The 16,568-nt window shown below is 69.6% G+C and carries 17 protein-coding genes; 13 read left to right on the top strand and 4 right to left on the bottom strand.

Annotated features, from left to right (window positions below; all coding sequences use genetic code 11):
- Positions 1–147 precede the first annotated feature (147 nt).
- Genes ACZ1DY_RS20025 through ACZ1DY_RS20015 form a run of 3 tightly spaced genes read left to right on the top strand, consistent with a single transcriptional unit; the run spans position 148 to position 3,103 of the window.
- Positions 148–1,494 carry an alpha-lytic protease prodomain-containing protein gene (locus tag ACZ1DY_RS20025; protein WP_465485336.1) on the top strand — a complete coding sequence of 449 codons (1,347 nt, stop codon included), beginning with the start codon at positions 148–150 and terminating at the stop codon, positions 1,492–1,494.
- The gene (locus ACZ1DY_RS20020) at positions 1,479–2,105 is read left to right on the top strand and encodes a sigma-70 family RNA polymerase sigma factor (protein ID WP_465485335.1); all 627 of its coding nucleotides are present in this window, start codon (positions 1,479–1,481) and stop codon (positions 2,103–2,105) included. The genes ACZ1DY_RS20025 and ACZ1DY_RS20020 overlap by 16 nt, the downstream gene beginning before the upstream one ends.
- A complete protein-coding gene (locus tag ACZ1DY_RS20015) occupies positions 2,102–3,103 on the top strand; it encodes a LysR family transcriptional regulator (RefSeq protein ID WP_465485334.1) in 1,002 nt (333 codons plus the stop codon). The genes ACZ1DY_RS20020 and ACZ1DY_RS20015 overlap by 4 nt, the downstream gene beginning before the upstream one ends.
- A gap of 6 nt (positions 3,104–3,109) precedes the next feature.
- On the opposite strand, the gene ACZ1DY_RS20010 is transcribed toward ACZ1DY_RS20015, so the two are convergent.
- Positions 3,110–3,346 (bottom strand): hypothetical protein, encoded by a 237-nt coding sequence (locus ACZ1DY_RS20010; RefSeq protein ID WP_126732254.1) that lies wholly within the window; start codon positions 3,344–3,346, stop codon positions 3,110–3,112.
- Positions 3,347–3,492: 146 nt separating this feature from the next.
- On the opposite strand from ACZ1DY_RS20010, the gene ACZ1DY_RS20005 reads away from it, so the two are divergent.
- Together ACZ1DY_RS20005 and ACZ1DY_RS20000 are read left to right on the top strand one after the other, a co-directional pair.
- A complete protein-coding gene (locus ACZ1DY_RS20005; protein ID WP_465485333.1) occupies positions 3,493–3,969 on the top strand; it encodes a DUF6130 family protein in 477 nt (158 codons plus the stop codon).
- 11 nt (positions 3,970–3,980) lie between these two features.
- Positions 3,981–5,072 (top strand): aldo/keto reductase, encoded by a 1,092-nt coding sequence (locus ACZ1DY_RS20000; RefSeq protein WP_465485332.1) that lies wholly within the window; start codon positions 3,981–3,983, stop codon positions 5,070–5,072.
- Positions 5,073–5,526: 454 nt separating this feature from the next.
- Here ACZ1DY_RS20000 and ACZ1DY_RS19995 read toward each other — a convergent pair whose 3' ends face one another.
- The 3 genes from ACZ1DY_RS19995 to ACZ1DY_RS19985 form a co-directional block, all read right to left on the bottom strand.
- Positions 5,527–6,300 (bottom strand): hypothetical protein, encoded by a 774-nt coding sequence (locus ACZ1DY_RS19995; RefSeq protein ID WP_465485331.1) that lies wholly within the window; start codon positions 6,298–6,300, stop codon positions 5,527–5,529.
- A 278-nt stretch (positions 6,301–6,578) separates the two neighbouring features.
- Positions 6,579–6,713, bottom strand: coding sequence for a hypothetical protein (locus ACZ1DY_RS19990; protein WP_257487246.1), 135 nt, complete (start codon positions 6,711–6,713; stop codon positions 6,579–6,581).
- 225 nt (positions 6,714–6,938) lie between these two features.
- Positions 6,939–7,946, bottom strand: a complete 1,008-nt coding sequence (locus tag ACZ1DY_RS19985; RefSeq protein ID WP_257487247.1) for a hydroxyacid dehydrogenase — start codon at positions 7,944–7,946, stop codon at positions 6,939–6,941.
- A 182-nt stretch (positions 7,947–8,128) separates the two neighbouring features.
- Between ACZ1DY_RS19985 and ACZ1DY_RS19980 the strand changes: the two genes are divergently transcribed.
- From ACZ1DY_RS19980 to ACZ1DY_RS19945, 8 genes are all read left to right on the top strand, one after another.
- Positions 8,129–9,457 (top strand): sugar ABC transporter substrate-binding protein, encoded by a 1,329-nt coding sequence (locus tag ACZ1DY_RS19980; protein ID WP_257487248.1) that lies wholly within the window; start codon positions 8,129–8,131, stop codon positions 9,455–9,457.
- Entirely contained in the window at positions 9,454–10,410 is a 957-nt protein-coding gene (locus ACZ1DY_RS19975; RefSeq protein ID WP_257487249.1) for a carbohydrate ABC transporter permease, read from the top strand. Before ACZ1DY_RS19980 ends, ACZ1DY_RS19975 begins: the two co-directional genes overlap by 4 nt.
- On the top strand, positions 10,407–11,273 hold the full coding sequence (locus ACZ1DY_RS19970) for a carbohydrate ABC transporter permease (RefSeq protein ID WP_126737756.1): 867 nt from the start codon (positions 10,407–10,409) through the stop codon (positions 11,271–11,273). Before ACZ1DY_RS19975 ends, ACZ1DY_RS19970 begins: the two co-directional genes overlap by 4 nt.
- A gap of 31 nt (positions 11,274–11,304) precedes the next feature.
- Positions 11,305–12,606 carry an alpha-L-fucosidase gene (locus ACZ1DY_RS19965; protein WP_465485330.1) on the top strand — a complete coding sequence of 434 codons (1,302 nt, stop codon included), beginning with the start codon at positions 11,305–11,307 and terminating at the stop codon, positions 12,604–12,606.
- A 13-nt stretch (positions 12,607–12,619) separates the two neighbouring features.
- Positions 12,620–14,062 (top strand): chondroitinase-B domain-containing protein, encoded by a 1,443-nt coding sequence (locus tag ACZ1DY_RS19960; RefSeq protein ID WP_465485329.1) that lies wholly within the window; start codon positions 12,620–12,622, stop codon positions 14,060–14,062.
- Between the two features lie 68 nt (positions 14,063–14,130).
- Entirely contained in the window at positions 14,131–15,168 is a 1,038-nt protein-coding gene (locus tag ACZ1DY_RS19955) for a LacI family DNA-binding transcriptional regulator (RefSeq protein WP_465485328.1), read from the top strand.
- Positions 15,165–15,926 (top strand): sugar phosphate isomerase/epimerase family protein, encoded by a 762-nt coding sequence (locus ACZ1DY_RS19950; RefSeq protein WP_465485327.1) that lies wholly within the window; start codon positions 15,165–15,167, stop codon positions 15,924–15,926. The genes ACZ1DY_RS19955 and ACZ1DY_RS19950 overlap by 4 nt, the downstream gene beginning before the upstream one ends.
- Positions 15,923–16,555, top strand: a complete 633-nt coding sequence (locus ACZ1DY_RS19945; protein WP_465485326.1) for an SGNH/GDSL hydrolase family protein — start codon at positions 15,923–15,925, stop codon at positions 16,553–16,555. The genes ACZ1DY_RS19950 and ACZ1DY_RS19945 overlap by 4 nt, the downstream gene beginning before the upstream one ends.
- Positions 16,556–16,568: the final 13 nt, after the last annotated feature.

Raw genomic sequence — 16,568 nt, 5'->3', positions numbered from 1 at the left:
CCTGCCGGATCCGCACGGACCACCGCCATATCACCCCACGTTCCAGCCGGGCGATATGACCAAAATGGTATGTACCAGTTGCGTGATCCGCCTCGTACGGTCGGGGACGAATCCCCCTCCCCCGCCCGTTTCGAGGAAAGCGTCGAAATGAACAGAAAGATCTTAGCCGCCACAGCCGCGGCGATAACCGGGGCCGGCCTGGTCACCGCCATCGCCCTCACCCCCAACGCGAGCGCCGGTCAGCAGGCCACCGCCGGTGACCAGGCCCAGTCCGAAATGCTGGCCGCGATGGCCCGCGACCTGAAGCTCACCCCGGAGCAGGCCAAAGTCCGGATGGCGAGCGAACAGCGCGCCGCGGTCGCCGACAACACGCTGAAGAAGCAGCTCGGCACGTCGTATGCCGGGTCGTGGCTCGACGGCAGCGGGACCACGCTGACCGTGGCGGTCACCGACGCCGCCGTGGGCGACCTGGTGCGTGCCGCGGGCGCCATCCCGAAGACCGTCGCCCGCAGCGCCGCCGATCTCGACGCGGCGAAGCTGCGGCTCGACGCCAAATCCGCCAAGGCGCCGAAGACCGTGCCGGGCTGGTTCACCGACGTCACCACCAACTCGATCGTCGTACTCGCCAACGCCGGTGGCGAAGGCGCCGCGAAGTCGTGGGCGGCCGAGTCCGGCGTGCCGTCCGACCTGGTCCGCGTCGAGGCCAGCACCGAACAGCCGCGCGCGCTGATCGACATCATCGGAGGCAACGCCTACACCTTCGGCTCCGGCCGCTGCTCCATCGGTTTCGCCGTCGACGGCGGCTTCGTGACCGCCGGACACTGCGGCAGGACCGGCACCCGCACCTCGAACCCCAGCGGGTCCGTCGCCGGTTCCAGCTTCCCCGGCAACGACTACGCCTGGGTCCGCGCCGACGCCGGCAACACCCCGCGCCCGCTGGTGAACCGCTACCCCGGCACCGTGCCGGTCGCCGGTTCGACCGAGGCCCCGGTCAACTCGTCGGTGTGCCGCTCCGGCTCCACCACCGGCTGGCGCTGCGGCACGATCCTGCAGAAGAACACCTCGGTCACCTACCCCGAGGGCACCATCACCGGCCTGACCCGGACCAACGCCTGCGCCGAGCCCGGCGACTCCGGCGGTTCGTGGCTCACCGGCGACCAGGCGCAGGGCGTCACCTCCGGTGGCTCCGGCAACTGCACCTCCGGCGGCACCATCTACTTCCAGCCGGTCTCGGAGATCCTGAGCGTCTACAACCTGCGTCTGACGGTCAGCGGCAACCCGCCGTCCAGCACCACCACGACGCCGACCACGCCCACCACCCCGACCAGTCCGACGACGTCGAACCCGCCGGGCGGCACCTGGGCGCCGTACACGTACTACGGCTCCGGCGCGACCGCCAGCTACGGCGGCAGCAACTACCGGGTCATCCAGCCGCACACCTCCATGCCCGGCTGGGAACCGCCGAACGTGCCCGCGCTTTGGGAACTCGCCTGACCTGGACCGCCCCCGGCGACCTCACCTCGCCGGGGGCGGCTCCTCCCCCTGACGACGGCGCGCTGACGGCGGATCTCGAGTCTCTCGTCCCGCGCGCCCGCGGCGGCGACCCCGCGGCGACGAACGAGCTGATGAACATCGTCCAGCCGGTGGTCGCGGACTACTGCCGGAGCCGGATGGACGGAACGGACGCGGACGACGTCGCGCAGGAGACCTGTCTCGCCGTGCTCACCGCACTGCCCGCCGCGCGCGCCACCGGCGGTTCCTTCCTCGCCGCCGTCCTGGGGATCGCCGCCCGGAAGGTCGCCGCTGCCTTCCGGAGGCGAGCCCGGGACCGGTCGGAGCCCACGCCCGATCCGCCCGACCACGCGACGCCCGAACCCAACGAACCCGAGTGGCAGGCCCTCGCGGCCGATGGTCACGACCGGTTGACACGGCTGATGAGCAGCCTGCCCGATATCCAGCAGGAGATCCTGCGGCTGCGGATCACGGTCGGCATGACGGCGCCCGAGGCGGGCGCGGTCCTGCGGGTGAGCCCCGGCCTGGTACGGGTCGCCCAGCACCGCGCCCTGCACAAACTCCGCACGCTCATCAACGAGGACGACCTGTGATCAGCCCCCTCATCGGTCCCGGGGACGGCCACACCTGGCCGGCGGAAGTCGACGTCCGGCATCTGCGCCTGCTCGACGCGATCGCGTCGGCGGGCAGCATCGCGAACGCCGCGACCGCGCTCGGGCTCTCCCAGCCCGCGTTGAGCGCGCAGCTCCACCGGGTCGAGCGGGCACTCGAACGGACGGTGTTCGAACGCGACCGGCACGGCGTGCGGCCCACCGAGCTGGGTGAGGTGCTGCTCGACCACGCGCGCCGGGTACTGGTCGCGGCGGACGACCTCGAACGCGCGATCCGCCGATTTCGCGGCGCGCCCTCCGAGGGACTGCTCCGGATCGGCGCGTTTCCGACCATCTTCGCCGAACCGCTGAGCGGCGTGGTCGCCGCGGCGGCCCCCGGCCGTCCGGTCGAGCAAGTGGCGGTGACGAGCCGGGCGGCGTTGTTCCCGGCGCTGCTTGACGGCACCGTGGAATTGGCGCTGTACGTGGACCATCCGGGACAGGAGATCGTCCCGCCCGAGGGCGTCCACCTGCTTCCCGTCGGCACGGAGCCGGTCTTCGTCGTCGTGTCACCGGACCATCCCGCCGCCGGACTCGGCGAGGTGTCCCTCGCCGAGCTCGACGGCTCGATCTGGCTGCTGCCGGCGGGCGAGGACGACGAGTTCCACGACCACCTGACCGACCAGTGCGCCCGCGCCGGACTCGGTGCGATCACCGTACGGACGCTGGACCCGAAGGCGTTGCGCCGGACCGTCCGGCACGAACCCCGCGCGGTGGCACCCGCCCGCTCCCTCGATTCCGGTTCCACGATCCCGGGCACGCTGGTGGCGCTGCGGGGCGTGCCGCTTCGGACGCGTCATCTCCTGTTGTGGCGCGACGGTTCGCCCGTCGACGTCCCCACTGTCCGAAGTGGACTGACGCACTCCATCGCCGAGTCGGCCGTGATCCGGCATCGGCTTCCCGAGTGGGCGGCGGCCAACCCCGGCTGGCTCGGTACGTGACCGGATTCAGCGCTGGATGCAGTCGAGGCCCAGCCCGAAGGCCGTGAGCACGTACTGACAGATGTGCGTCGCGTGCTCTTCGTCGGTCTCGAGGCACCCCACCGGGACGCCCAGCAGATCGACCGCGCAGGACGCGTAGAACTGGTTCGGGCTGCCGGGCACCGGGTCCGCCATGGCGGGCGAGGCCGTGACGGCGCCCAAGAACGTGACCGCGGCCGCCACTGCGGCGATTCGAGTCTTCATCGTGCACTCCTTTTCCGTCGATGCCCCCGGATTCCCCGGATCCGGCCGGTTCACGGGGGTGATCACCGGAAAGTGTCATGGTGACGTACACCGATGACGTCGTCCGACGGGCGCCGCGGCCCCTTCCGCGGTCCTAGCGTGCATTCATGCCCGCATTTGGGAAAGCCGCTCTCGCCGCCGTTCTGCTCACCGCCGCCTGTAGTGCTCCCCCGCCCGCTCCGCCGGCGCCCGCTCCCCCTGCCGCCGCGTCCGCCGCCGGCTGGACGCCCGCTCCCGTGGTGCCCCTGCCGTCCCAGCCGCCGCCGTCGCTGATCGTGGACGAGCCGCTGCCCGAGCAGCTCGCGATGGGCCTGGTCGTGTTGCGGTACCGGGCGGAAAACCTCCGGATCGTCCCGGTGTACGGCCCGGCCGCCCTGGACGTCTCACCCCGGATCGGCCACATCCACGTGACCGTCGACGACGCGGCTTGGCACTGGGCGGACGGCAGCGGGGAACCGCTGATCATCCAGTCGCTGCCCGCGGGACCGCACAAGGTGTGGATCGGTCTCGCCGACCCGACGCACAAGATCCTCGACCAGAAGACGGTGAACCTCGTCGTTCCCGCCAACGCCGGACACCACTGAAAGGCACGTCCATGACACTGGATCAGTACTACCTGCTCGGCCGCTCCGGCCTGCGCGTCAGCCGGATCGCGCTCGGCACGATGAACTTCGGTACCGGCGGGTTCCACGCCGCGTACGGGAAATCCGAGGACGAGGTCCGCCCGATCTTCCGCAGGTACCTGGAGGCGGGCGGGAACTTCATCGACACCGCGGACTTCTACACCGCGGGCGAAAGCGAGACCATCCTCGGCCGCCTCGTCGCCGAGGCGAAGGTGCGCGACCGGGTCGTGCTCACCACCAAGTACACCAACAGCGTCGACCCCGGCGATCCGAACGCGGGCGGCAACGGGCGCAAACATCTGATCCGGGCGCTGGAAGGGTCACTGCGACGGCTGGGCACCGACCACGTCGACCTCTTCCTGCTGCACACCTGGGACCGCGTGACCCCGGCGGAAGAGGTGATGCGCACGTTCGACGACCTGGTGCGCGCGGGAAAGATCCGCTACGCCGGGCTCTCCGACGTACCCGCCTGGTACGCCGCACGGGCGCAGAGCTTCGCCGAGGCGAATGCGCTCACCCCGGCCGTCAATCTCCAGCTGCCCTACTCGCTCGTGGAACGGACGATCGAGACCGAACACGTGCCGATGGGGCGGCATCTCGGGCTCGGCATCACCGCGTGGAGCCCGCTGGCGGGCGGGTTTCTCACCGGCAAGTACCGCCAGACCGGCGAGACGCCGTCCGGTGAGGGCAGGCTGAGCGATCCGGGCAACCCCGGGAAGTCGTGGACCGACCGCGACTGGGCGCTGCTGAAGCCACTGGAGAAGGTCGCGACCGAACTCGGCGTCACGATGGCGCAGGTAGCGATCAACTGGGTCGCGACCCAGCCGGGCGTCGCGGCCGCGATCGTCGGGGCGAGCAGCGCGGACCAGCTGGGCAAGAGCATGGCCGCGCTGGACTTCGAACTGCCGCCGGACCTGCGCGCGCTCCTCGACGAGGCGAGCGCCGTGCCGCCGGAGTCGGTGTACCGGATGTTCACGCCGGAGTACCAGAACTGGGTGATCTCGCCGGGGGTGAAGGTCGGGGACAAGCCGGAGGGGTATGCGCCTGTGGTGCGGAACTGGTGACTTTTCCGCTGGTGGTCGCGGTCTGTTGCCGTTTTGTGGCGACGGGCCGTGGACGTTGCCGCGGAGGGTCTCACACCCGCCGATCGGCGTCGCCGTTTCACGGCAACTGGGCACCAGAGACCAGGTCGCGTCGCCGACCGATCCCGCCGCCATCCGTCGCCGTTTCGCGGCAACGGGCCGTAGGCGTTGCGAACCGACCTTAGCGTCGCCGATTCCCGGCGACAGGCCATCCGTCACCATGCCGCATGGCCGCCCGATCTCACCGCCATCCGCGAGCCGTCGCCGTTTCGCGGCAACGAGGTGGGGTCACTCAGATCGTCGCCGTTTCGCGGCAGCAGACCGTGGGCGTTACCGAAACTGTTCCCGGCACCCGAACCGTCGCCGGTATTCGGCGACCACCTCCACCGGCTTGTCGCCGAATACCGGTAAGACCACCGGCAGGTGGTATAGGTCGTTATACGGCCAGCTCCGCGAGACCGTCCCACGGGGCGGCGCTCACCCGGTCGTAGATCGCCCGCAACCACGGCTGCCGAACGGCCGGGAGCCGCGCCAAGGTATGTAGGAATACGTCCGGCGCGGGGCGGAAAAGGTCGCGCGGGCGCTTCGGCAACGGATCGTCGCGCAGGACACCCGTCGGCATCGCGCCGGAGACCGGGGCCGTCACTGGGTCGTGGCCGAAAGCCAGCCACGTCCACACCTCGGCGGCGACCGGCACCACGTCGGCCGCGCCGGGGTGCGGCCACGACCGTCCGGTCACCGGATCCCGCGGCACGAGCGCGATGTCGTCGGTTTCCGGCAATCCGGGGCCCGCGAGCGCCAAGTTCCGGCGCGGTGGTCCGTGCGGAAGCAAGGCGAGCGCGGGGCGGAACATCTCGGCGACAAGGCCGTCCTCGAGGGCGATCGCCCTCCCGCAGGAAACCGCGAGCAGATGCGCCAGCGCCTCGGCGATCGCCGCCTCCCAATACAGACTCCACGCTCCCTCGGGCCCGACCGGCGGCACACCTTCGACGGTCTCGTCGAGAGTCCCGGAAGTTTCCTCGCGCCGCACGGCATCCGGCAGGAGCCGCACTGCCTGCCAGAGCGAGCAGTCGTCGATCCGGGTCCCCACCTCCAGGCCACACCGGGCGCAGGCGAGATTGGAGCCGTCACGACCGTCCACTCCGTAGCAGTCGCCGTCGCATCGCTCCGGGATCAGCACGGTTCCCCGGGTGTCACCCGGCGCGACCACGATCGTTCCGGAGGGCCCGTACGAAAGCGAGCCGAGAGGAGCGAACAGTCCACGGGCTTCACCCTCTGCCTCGTCCCAGGGCCGCCAAGGCGGACCGAACGGCTCGGGATCGACGGCATGAGTTCCCGCCCGCATGAGCGGCGGAAGCAGGACGTGTTCAAAACGGCTATGAGCATGCACAGGGAGAGCGACCCGGGAAACCGGCACGGTCAGGTCAGCGGCACACCCCGCACAGGTGAACACGGCCACCGGTCCTCCCCCAAGCCAGGACGCTCAGATTACGCCGGCCCGAGCAACTCCCCGCCACCGCCGCGAACTCCTCCGGCCACACGATGCCCCGCGTCCTCGATCGTCACCAGGCGGCAGCCCAGGATCAGTCCGCGCATCCGCTCCAGCGACTCCCCGAGTGACATGACTGGACGGCCCGCCGCCGACCAACAGGGGCGTCGCGGCGAGCCGGACCCGCCAGCCGGGGTCGGGCGTCCGCAGTTCAGCCATGATCGGGTCGACCAGCCACCGCAGTCGCTGGGCGAGCAGCACGGCGACCCGGCCACCCCAGCGAATGACCGACCAGATCCACCCACGCCCCAACCACCCAAGGCGTGCAGCAGGACCACGGGCACACCGGTCCGCGAGCATCAAGCCCGCAAGTGTGCCCGATCTGGCGCGACAGCATGCTCCAGCGGCTCCCCGAGCACGAACCGCCGCAGCTCCGCCGCCACCAGCTCGCCCATCCGGGCACGTTCGGCGCCCAGCGCGCCCGCCAGGTGCGGGGTGAGCACCACGTTCGGCAGCGTGTACAGCGGCGAGTCCGGTTCGGGCGGTTCGGGCCAGGTGACGTCCAGGATCGCCGTGAGATCGGGGCGTTCGCGCAGCACGGGGACCACCGACGGCTCGTCGACGACGGCGCCGCGAGCGGTGTTGATCAAGGTCGCGCCGATGCCCATCCTGGCCACCAGCGTCCCGTCGACCAGCCCTTCGGTCTCCGGGAGCAGTGGCGCGTGCAGGCTGACCACGGGACACGTGGCGAACAGTTCGTCCAGGCCAACCAACCGCACGCCGAGACTTTCCGCCGTCGCCGGGTCGACGACGGGGTCGCTCGCGAGCACCTCGACGTCGAAACCGCGCAAATGCGACGCGACGAGAGCACCGATCTCGCCGAGGCCGAGCAGCCCGACCCGGGACCGGTAGGCACCCGCGACCCGCGGATCCGGCGGATAGGCCCGCCGCTCCCGGATCTCGCGGGAGATCCGGTGCACCTGCTTGAGTCCTAAGAGGACCTGGGCGAGGGTGAACTCGGCGACCGGGACGGCGTTCGCGGCCGCGGCCGACACGATCGGCAGTTCTCGCGCCCAGAACTCGGGCGTGGTCAGCGGCCGCACCGAGCCGGCGGCGACGAGCACGGCCCGCAGGTCCCGCGCGTGTCCCAAGAGGACGGAGTCCAGCACCGGGGCACCCCAGCCGGACAGCAGGATTTCGACGCCTTCCAGCGCCGCCGGGTCCTCCGCCAGTCGCTCACGGGTGAGCGGCTCACGCAGGTCCGCCAGCGTGCCGATCTCCTTCAGCACCGCCTCGGGGTAAACGTCGTCGCGGCGGCGCTCCTCCATCACGAGAAGGGCCGTCGGCCGGTGTTGCAGCTCGGTCATTCCTACCTCCGGCGGCGACCATACATCGGATGCCTGAGCCGGTCCACGCACGGCGACTCCCGAACAGAGGCAAACACGGGAGATTGAAATTCGTAATGATCGGACCATTGACCGGAGACCGGGAAAGCGCTTACCGTCCCCTCCGAGGTAGACAGCGTGGTCCACAGTGAACAGGAGAAGCGATGCGGAAATCGCGGTGGATCGGCGTGGGACTCACTGTCTCAGCGCTGGTCCTTTCGGGCTGCTCGGCAGGCCCCGCCGGAACGAACGTCGCGCAGGACACCAAGGCGCCGTTGGAACTGTGGACCCGGACGACCCCCGGCGGCGCCGGTGAGCAGGCCACCAAGCGGCTCGCCGAAGCCTTCGAGAAGGCCACCGGGTTCAAGGTGCAGGTCACCGCGATCTTCGACGACTTCGAGACGAAGCTGGCCCAGCGCGCCGCCCAGCGCGACCTGCCGGACATCGTGATGAACGACCTCACACAGCTGGGCACGATGAAGACCCAGGGTCTTCTCCGCGAGGTCGAGCAGGGCAAGATCAAGCACGCCTCGGAGCTCACCGAGCGGGCGCTGAAGTCGAGTCAGACCGCGGACGGCAAGCTGTACAGCCTGCCCTTCAGCGCGCAGGCATCGGCGCTGCTGATCCGCAAGGACTGGCGGGAGAAGCTCGGCAAGGGCGTCCCGCAGAGCTGGGCCGAGCTGGCGGACCTCGCCAAGGCCTTCACCACCGGCGACCCCGACGGCAACGGCAAGGCCGACACCGCGGGCCTGAACGCGACGCTGTCGACCAAGCGGGGTTACGCCTCCTGGTACTTCTCGAACTTCCTCTGGGCCGCCGGCGGCGACTTCATCTCGGAGACCGGGGGCGGCAAGTACAAGCCCGCGATGAGCACGCCCGAATCCGTGGCCGCGGTGCAGTGGTTCCGCGACCTCGGCTGCAAGGAGAACGTCATCCAGCCCGGTTCGGTCACCATGCCGACCCCGGCGACCAACGAGACCTTCGAAGCGGGCAAGGCCGGCATGTACGTCGTCGGTCCGTACCTGCTGCCGCGGTTCGACAAGGCGCTCGGCAAGGACAAGTACGAGGTCGTCCCGATGCCGAAGGGTGCCAAGAACGCCGACGTCCTCGCCGAGGGCGCGTCGATCTACCTGATGGCCGGTTCGCCGAACCAGGCCGGGCAGGACGCCTTCGGTGACTTCGCGATCTCCGCCGAAGGCCAGAAGATCGGCATGGAGGGCGAGACCGCCTTCATCGTGCAGCTCCCGGTGAACAAGAACGTCGACATCGCCCAGGTCCGCCCCGACCCGCGCTGGAAGACCTACGCCGAGATCTACGCCAAGTCCGGCCACTACACGCCGTCCATCCCGAACTGGACGCCGGTCCGCCAGGACACCGCCGACACGATCAGCGCGCTCGTCGCCGACTGCAAGCTCGACCTCAAGGCGGAACTGTCCAAACTCGACACCAAGCTCACCGCGACGTTGCAGCAACAGGGGATCAGCGCGTCATGACCGTAGATCACGCCAAGCCGGCGGTCGTCGGCGCGGACCGTCCCGCCGTCGAGCGGACGCCCGCGCCGAAGGCCCGCAGGCGCAGCGACCGCGACGGGAAGTGGTGGACGCCGTGGCTGTTCCTGGCGCCCGCCCTGATCCTGTTCGTGTACTTCAAGTTCATCCCGATGTTCACCGCGGTGACGATGTCCTTCCAGGACGTCCAGCCGTATCTGGGCAACACGTGGGTCGGCGGGCAGAACTACAGCACCGTCCTCGGTGACGAGGCGTTCCACTCCGCGATCTGGCACACCGTCGTGATCGCGGTCGGGCAGACCGCGGGGTCGATGATCATCGGCCTCGCGCTCGCCCTGCTGATGGAGGGCCAGAGCAAGCGGCTGAAGTTCCTGCGGTCGGCGGCGTTCCTGCCGGTGGTCGTGCCGATCGCGGTGGTCGCCGAACTCTGGCGGATCATGTACCACCCGACCGAGGACGGGATGCTGAACTCCATCCTCGGCCTGGTCGGGCTGGGCCCGTCCGGCTTCATCAACGATCCCGGCAGCTCGATGATCTCGGTCATCATCACCGGGATCTGGCGCGGTGCCCCGTACGACATGATGATCTTCCTCGCCGGTCTGGCGGGCATCGACCGTGGGCTCTACGAAGCGGCCACTGTGGACGGTGCCTCGCGCTGGCGCAAGATCCTCCACGTGACGCTGCCGGGCCTGCGGTCGGTGTTCTCGATCCTGTTCGTCCTCGCGGCGATCCGCGGCCTGCGGGTGTTCACCGAGGTGTTCCTGCTGACCAACGGCGGGCCGAACGGCTCGACGGAAGTGGCGATGACCCTGATCTACAAACTCGGCCTGGAACAGAACCGGCTGGGCGTCGGCGCGGCGGGCGCGGTCCTGCTGTTCCTCGCGACGCTCGTGCTGACCTTGTTCGTCCAGGTGCTCCGACGGAGGCGAGACGCATGACCGCGGCCAACGATTCCGCACTCGGCCTCGACGCCGTCAAATCGCCGGGCGGACGGATCCTGAAGTTCGTCCTGTACGCCCTGCTGCTCCTGGTGTTCGCCGGGCCGCTGCTGGCACTGCTGGTCAGCGCGTTCAACAACGTCTCCGACCCGACGGCGCTGAGCGTCGTCCCGTCCAGCCCGACCCTGGACAACTTCGGCATCGCCTTCGACCTCGGCGTGGGGATGTATCTCCTCAACTCGTTCCTGGTGGTCGGCTTCGGCCTGCTGCTGCAGGTCGTCGTCTCGGTGCTGGCCGGATACGCGCTGGCGCGTAAGAAGTTCCGGTTCATGACCTTCGTGCTGGTCGCGATCCTGGCGACGCTGATGCTGCCCGAGGAGATCCTCGCGATCCCGCTTTCGCTGATCCTGTCGGATCTGCCGGTGGTGCATCTGAACCTGATCGGCAGCCTCGCCGGGATGATCGTGCCGCTGGGCGCTTGGGCCTTCTCGATCCTGGTGATGACCGAGTTCATGAAGGACGTCCCGCGCGAACTCGAAGAGGCCGCACGGATCGACGGGGCCGGCGACCTGCGGATCTTCGCGCAGATCATCCTCCCGATGTGCAAGCCCGCGCTCGGCGTGATCGGCGTCTTCGGCTTCACGATGATCTGGGATCAGTACCTGCTGCCGTTGCTGGTGTCGACCGACGCTTCGACCTACACCCTGCCGCTGGCCCTGCGGACCCTGCGGATCGACACGGACGTCACGCCCGGTGTGATCATGGCCGCGTCGCTGCTGGCGCTGCTCCCGTCGGTCGCCGCGTTCCTGTTCTTCCAGCGTTCGTTCGTCCGCGGGCTTGCCTCGGGCGCGCTCAAGGGCTGAGTCACCAAAGAAACCAAGGAGCGATCCTGCAGTGAGTTCCACCGCCTGGTTCACCCACGACCGGTTCGGGATGTTCGTCCACTGGGGACTGTATTCCCTCGCCGCCCGGCACGAATGGGTGCAGAACCGCGAAAAGCTGACCGACGAGCAGTACCGGGCGTACTTCGACCACTTCGAGCCGGACAAGTACGACCCGCGGTCCTGGGCACGCGCCGCGAAGGCCGCGGGGATGACCTACGTCGTGCTGACCACCAAGCACCACGACGGTTTCTGCCTGTGGGACAGCGACCTCACCGATTTCAAGGTGACGAACACGCCGTACGGCAAGGATCTGCTCGGACCGTTCGTCGACGCCTGCCGCGAAGAGGGTCTGAAGGTCGGCTTCTACCACTCGCTGATCGACTGGCACCACCCGGCTTTCCCCGTCGACGGCACCCATCCCCGCCGTGACGACGCGGAGTACATCGCGGCGCACCAGTACGCCGACATCGCCGAGTACCAGCTCTATCTCCACGGTCAGGTGCGCGAACTGCTCACCCGCTTCGGCACGATCGACTACCTGTTCTTCGACTTCTCCTACAAGGGCCGCAAGGAATGGTGGGGCGGCAAGGGGCCGGACGACTGGGACTCCCCCGGCCTGCTCGCGCTGGTCCGCGAACTCCAGCCCGGCATCCTGGTCAACGACCGCACCGGGATCCCCGGCGACTTCATCACCCCGGAGCAGTATCAGCCGTCCGGCCCGATGACCCGCGACGGCGTCCCGGTGGTGTGGGAGGCGTGCCAGACGCTGAACGGCAGCTGGGGTTACGACCGCGACAACCTCGATTACAAGAGCCCGGAACTGCTGATCCGGATGCTGGTCGACGGCGTCTCCAAGGACGGAAACCTGCTGCTCAACGTCGGGCCGAACGGCCGGGGCGAGATCGACCCGCGGGCGCTCGAGGTGCTCGCCGAGATCGGCCGCTGGATGGACCGGCACGAACGCTCCATCCGCGGTTGCGGCCCCGCCGAGTTCACCGCGCCCGCCGACGGCCGCTACACCCGGCGCGGCGACCGGCTGTACCTGCATCTCTTCAGCTGGCCGATGAACCACGTCCACCTGCCGGGGCTCGCCGGGCGGGTGCGCTACGCCCAGCTGCTCGACGACGCCTCGGAAATCCGGCAGGTGCACACGGATCCCGGGCAGACCGCGCAGAACACCCAGATGGGCGGGCAGCCGGAAGGCACGCTCACCCTCAAGCTCCCCATCCGGAAACCGGACACCCCGGTCCCGGTGATCGAGTTGTTCCTCAGCACCGAAAGCCCCGCCGCCGCAACCCTCCCCACCGATTGAGCACGGAGGCATCATGGATCGCAGAAGGTTCCTCAGCGGCGCCACCCTCGGCGCCGCGCTGGTCACCGTCCCCTGGGTCACCGCGGGCACGGCGTCGGCCAAACCGAAGAGGCTGTGCGCCCAGAACGTCAGTTCGCTGACCGAACTGCAGAACGCGATCAACCAGGCCGGTCCCGGTGCCGTCATCACCGTGAACAACGGCACCTACACCGTGCCGACGGGCAAGCCGATCAGCATCAAGGGCAGGCGCGGCACGAAGGACCAGCCGATCACCATCGTCGCGCAGTCCCGTGGCGGCGTGACACTGAACGGCGAGCAGAGCTTCGTCTTCGACGACTCCACCGGCGTCACGATCAGCGGGTTCAAGTTCCGCCAGAGCACCACGCTGGAGATCCCGGCGAACTGCTCGCGGATCCGGCTGACCCGCAACGATCTCCAGTTCGCCGACCTCCCCGACCTGCACTGGGTGATGGTGCGCGCCGACAACAGCAAGATCGACCGCAACCACTTCCACCACAAGACGACGCTCGGCGTCATGCTCTGCATCGAGGGTGCGGACGAGGACAAGATGGCGGCGGACGTCGAGGTCTTCCGGAACTACTTCTCCGACCACACCTTCCCCGGCGACAACGGTGGCGAGCCGATCCGGCTCGGCGTCAGCCCGCGCGCGCTGACCACCGCCGGCGCCAAGATCGAGTTCAACCTCTTCGAACGCGCGAACGGCGACCCGGAGGCGATCTCGGTCAAGTCGTCGGGCAACTTCATCCGCAACAACACCATCCGGAACAGCCTCGGCGGCATCGTGCTGCGCCACGGGAACAAGTCCGTCGTCGAATCCAACTTCATCCTCGGCGGCAAGGAGGGCATCCGGATCTACGGCAACGACCACAAGATCGTCAACAACTACGTCGCCGGGGTGTCCGGCACCGCGCTGGTCGTCGGCAGCGGCTCCGTCCGGGACCACTTCCCCGGTGAATCGAAGGAATCACGGCGCGGCAACGACGCGGCGGACCGCGTGCTCATCGCGCACAACACGCTGCTGAACAACGGCGGCACGCTCGCCGGCGAGACCAAACGGACGATCGAACCGCGCGACTGCACGATCTCCGACAACATCTTCGTCGGCGGCAACGGCGACCTGGTCGCGATGAGCACCACGGGCAACTTCACCTGGTCCGGCAACATCCTGTGGGGTGCGGGCGGGAACGGGAACATCCCGGCGGGCACCTTCCGCCGGGTCGACCCGAAGCTCGTGCAGGGCAGCGACGGGGTCTCGCGGCTCGCCGCGGGCAGCCCCGCGATCGACGCGGCGACCCTGTCGACCGCACCGGTCACCCTGGACCTCGACGGTCAGGCCCGCGGCAGCCTGCGTGACGTCGGCGCCGACGAGTACTCGACGGCCGCCATCGCCAACCGGCCGCTCACCACCGCGGACGTCGGCCCCGGCGCTCCGTAGTGAAAGCCGGGCTCACGCCGGCGGCAGCCCCCGCCGGCGTGAGCCCACCGCACCACCGAGGAGGAACCATGGCGCAGCGCGCCGCGGGTTCGGCCACCCTGGCCGACGTCGCCCGCGAGGCCGGAGTGTCGCTCGCGACGGCGTCGAGGGCGCTCAACGGCGGGACCAGACAGGTCAGCGTGACCCTGCGCGAATCGGTGCTGCGGGCCGCGGAACGGCTGCAGTACACGGCGAACGTGCCCGCGCAGGCGATGGCCCGCGGCCGCGGCAACGTCGTCGGACTGCTGGTGCACGACATCGTGGACCCGTACTTCTCCTCGATCGCGTCGGGCGTGATGCGCGTGGCGGCGCGGCACGGGCTCACGGTGACCATCGCGAGCACCGAGAACCATCCGGAGAAGGAACTCGAGTACGTCACGACGTTGCGCGGGCAACGGGCGCGAGCGGTCATCCTCGCCGGGTCGCGGAACGAAGACAATGCCCTGCAACGGAATCTGACCAAGGAACTCAAGGCGTTCGAGGCCGCCCACGGTCAGGTCGTGGTGATCGGCCAGCGGAAACTCCCCTTCGACACCGTCATGCTGGAGAACCGGGCCGGAGCGGCGAATCTGGCGGAGAACCTCGCCGCGCTCGGGCATCGCGACTTCCTCGTCCTCGCCGGGCCGCCCGGCCTGCTGACGTCGAGGGATCGCGTCCTCGGCTTCCGTGACGGACTCGCCCGGCACGGGCTCCCGCTGCCCGAGAACCACGTGCTGCGCGCGGAATTCACCCGCGACGGCGGCTACGCGGCGATGGTGCGGGCGATCGAGAGCGGCTTCCGCGGCTGTGTTTTCGCGGTCAACGACGTGATGGCCGTCGGCGCGATGGCCGCCTGCCGCGACCACGGGCTGCAGGTCCCCGCGCAGATCGCGATCGCCGGGTTCGACGACATCATCACGTTGCGGGACATCAGGCCTTCGCTGTCGACTGTGCGCGTGCCGATCGAGCGCATGGGCGAACAGGCCCTCGACTTCATCCTCGACGCCCGCGCGGCCGCTCCCCGGGTCAAGCCGATCACCGGAGAGGTCGTGCTGCGCGAAAGTACCCGACCGTTGGAGGGAAAATGATCCGCCCGGGACTGTGTTCGGTGACGCTGCGCCGGCTGGACGCCGACGAAGTCGCCCGCCGCGCCGAGAAGGCGGGCCTGCAGGTGATCGAGTGGGGCGCCGACGTCCATGTGCGCCCCGGTGACGACTGGGCGGCCGAGCGCGCGTTCGAGGCCATGGCCCGGCACGGGCTGACGTGCGACTCCTACGGTTCCTATTTCCGCGCCACCCCGGTCGAGGCCGGGAAGTTCGGCGAGATCGCCGCCACCGCGGTCCGGCTCGGTGCCTCGCGGATCCGGGTGTGGGCGGGCAAAGCGGGCTCCGCGGACGTCGACCCCGACGAACGCGAGCAGGTCGTCGCCGGTCTCCGCGAGGCCGCCGACGTCGCGAACGAACACGGTCTGGAGGTCGCGCTGGAGTTCCACGGCGGGACGCTGACCGACACCGCGGAATCGACCGTCCGGCTGCTCGAAGAGGTCGGCCGCGACAATCTCGGCACCTACTGGCAGCCGCCGCAGGACCTGCCGGACGAGCAGGCGCTGGCAGGCCTGGAACTGGTGCTCGACCAGGTGCGCGCGGTGCACGTCTTCTCGTGGTGGCCCAGCAACGAGCGGCATCCGCTGACCTTCCGGACGGAACTGTGGACGAGGGTGTTCGCCCTCCTCGCGAAGGCCGGGCGGCCGCTCGACGCGTTGCTGGAGTTCGTCCCTGGCAACGATCCGGACCTGCTCCCCGGCGAGGCCGACTCGCTGCGGAAGCTGATCGAGGCGGGCGCGTGAGGTTCACCGAAGCCGACAGGCTGCTGTTCGCCGGCGACTCCATCACCGACTCCAGCCGTGACCGCACCGACCCCGCGTCGCTGGGCAAGGGCTACGTCCGGCAGATCGCGGATCTCCTCGGCGACGGGCCGGAAGTGGTCAACCGGGGGATCAACGGCAACCGGATCTACGACCTCGAAGCCCGGTGGGCCACCGACGTCCTCGCGGCGCGGCCCACGGTGCTGACGGTGAAGATCGGCATCAACGACACCTGGCGGACCTTCGATCGCGGCCTGTCCAGCCCGATCGGGAAATTCCGGGCCGCCTACTCCCGGCTGCTGGCCGGTGCGCGGGAGCACCTCCCGGCCGAGTTGTACGTGATCACGCCGTTCCTGCTGCCGGTGGAGCCGGAACAGCAGGAGTGGCTCGGTGATCTGGCGCCCCGCGTCGAAGCGGCGATCGACGTGGCGACCGAGTTCGGCGCGCGGCTGGTGCGCGCGGACCTGTTCATGCCGCGCGCGGCGGCCGAGCACGGGGCGGCGACACTGGCCCCGGACGGCGTCCACCCCAGCCCGCTGGGTCATCGGCTGCTGGCCGAAGCCTGGCTCGCGGCCGCCGGGGCGCCGGTCGAGGAGGCCAAGCTCTCGTAGCGGATACAGTTGC

Source organism: Amycolatopsis sp. PSD-21, assembly GCF_055561455.1.
Note: the sequence above shows the minus strand (reverse complement) of the source record. Positions and strands in the feature narration are given on the sequence as shown.

What these genes read in the sequence shown, in the direction of transcription:
- ACZ1DY_RS20025 (WP_465485336.1), top strand. Translation starts at nt 148, where the DNA reads ATGAACAGAAAGATCTTAGCCGCCACAGCCGCGGCGATAACCGGGGCC.
- ACZ1DY_RS20010 (WP_126732254.1), bottom strand. Translation starts at nt 3,346, where the DNA reads ATGAAGACTCGAATCGCCGCAGTGGCGGCCGCGGTCACGTTCTTGGGC.
- ACZ1DY_RS20005 (WP_465485333.1), top strand. Translation starts at nt 3,493, where the DNA reads ATGCCCGCATTTGGGAAAGCCGCTCTCGCCGCCGTTCTGCTCACCGCC.
- ACZ1DY_RS20000 (WP_465485332.1), top strand. Translation starts at nt 3,981, where the DNA reads ATGACACTGGATCAGTACTACCTGCTCGGCCGCTCCGGCCTGCGCGTC.
- ACZ1DY_RS19990 (WP_257487246.1), bottom strand. Translation starts at nt 6,713, where the DNA reads ATGTCACTCGGGGAGTCGCTGGAGCGGATGCGCGGACTGATCCTGGGC.
- ACZ1DY_RS19985 (WP_257487247.1), bottom strand. Translation starts at nt 7,946, where the DNA reads ATGACCGAGCTGCAACACCGGCCGACGGCCCTTCTCGTGATGGAGGAG.
- ACZ1DY_RS19980 (WP_257487248.1), top strand. Translation starts at nt 8,129, where the DNA reads ATGCGGAAATCGCGGTGGATCGGCGTGGGACTCACTGTCTCAGCGCTG.
- ACZ1DY_RS19975 (WP_257487249.1), top strand. Translation starts at nt 9,454, where the DNA reads ATGACCGTAGATCACGCCAAGCCGGCGGTCGTCGGCGCGGACCGTCCC.
- ACZ1DY_RS19970 (WP_126737756.1), top strand. Translation starts at nt 10,407, where the DNA reads ATGACCGCGGCCAACGATTCCGCACTCGGCCTCGACGCCGTCAAATCG.
- ACZ1DY_RS19960 (WP_465485329.1), top strand. Translation starts at nt 12,620, where the DNA reads ATGGATCGCAGAAGGTTCCTCAGCGGCGCCACCCTCGGCGCCGCGCTG.
- ACZ1DY_RS19955 (WP_465485328.1), top strand. Translation starts at nt 14,131, where the DNA reads ATGGCGCAGCGCGCCGCGGGTTCGGCCACCCTGGCCGACGTCGCCCGC.
- ACZ1DY_RS19950 (WP_465485327.1), top strand. Translation starts at nt 15,165, where the DNA reads ATGATCCGCCCGGGACTGTGTTCGGTGACGCTGCGCCGGCTGGACGCC.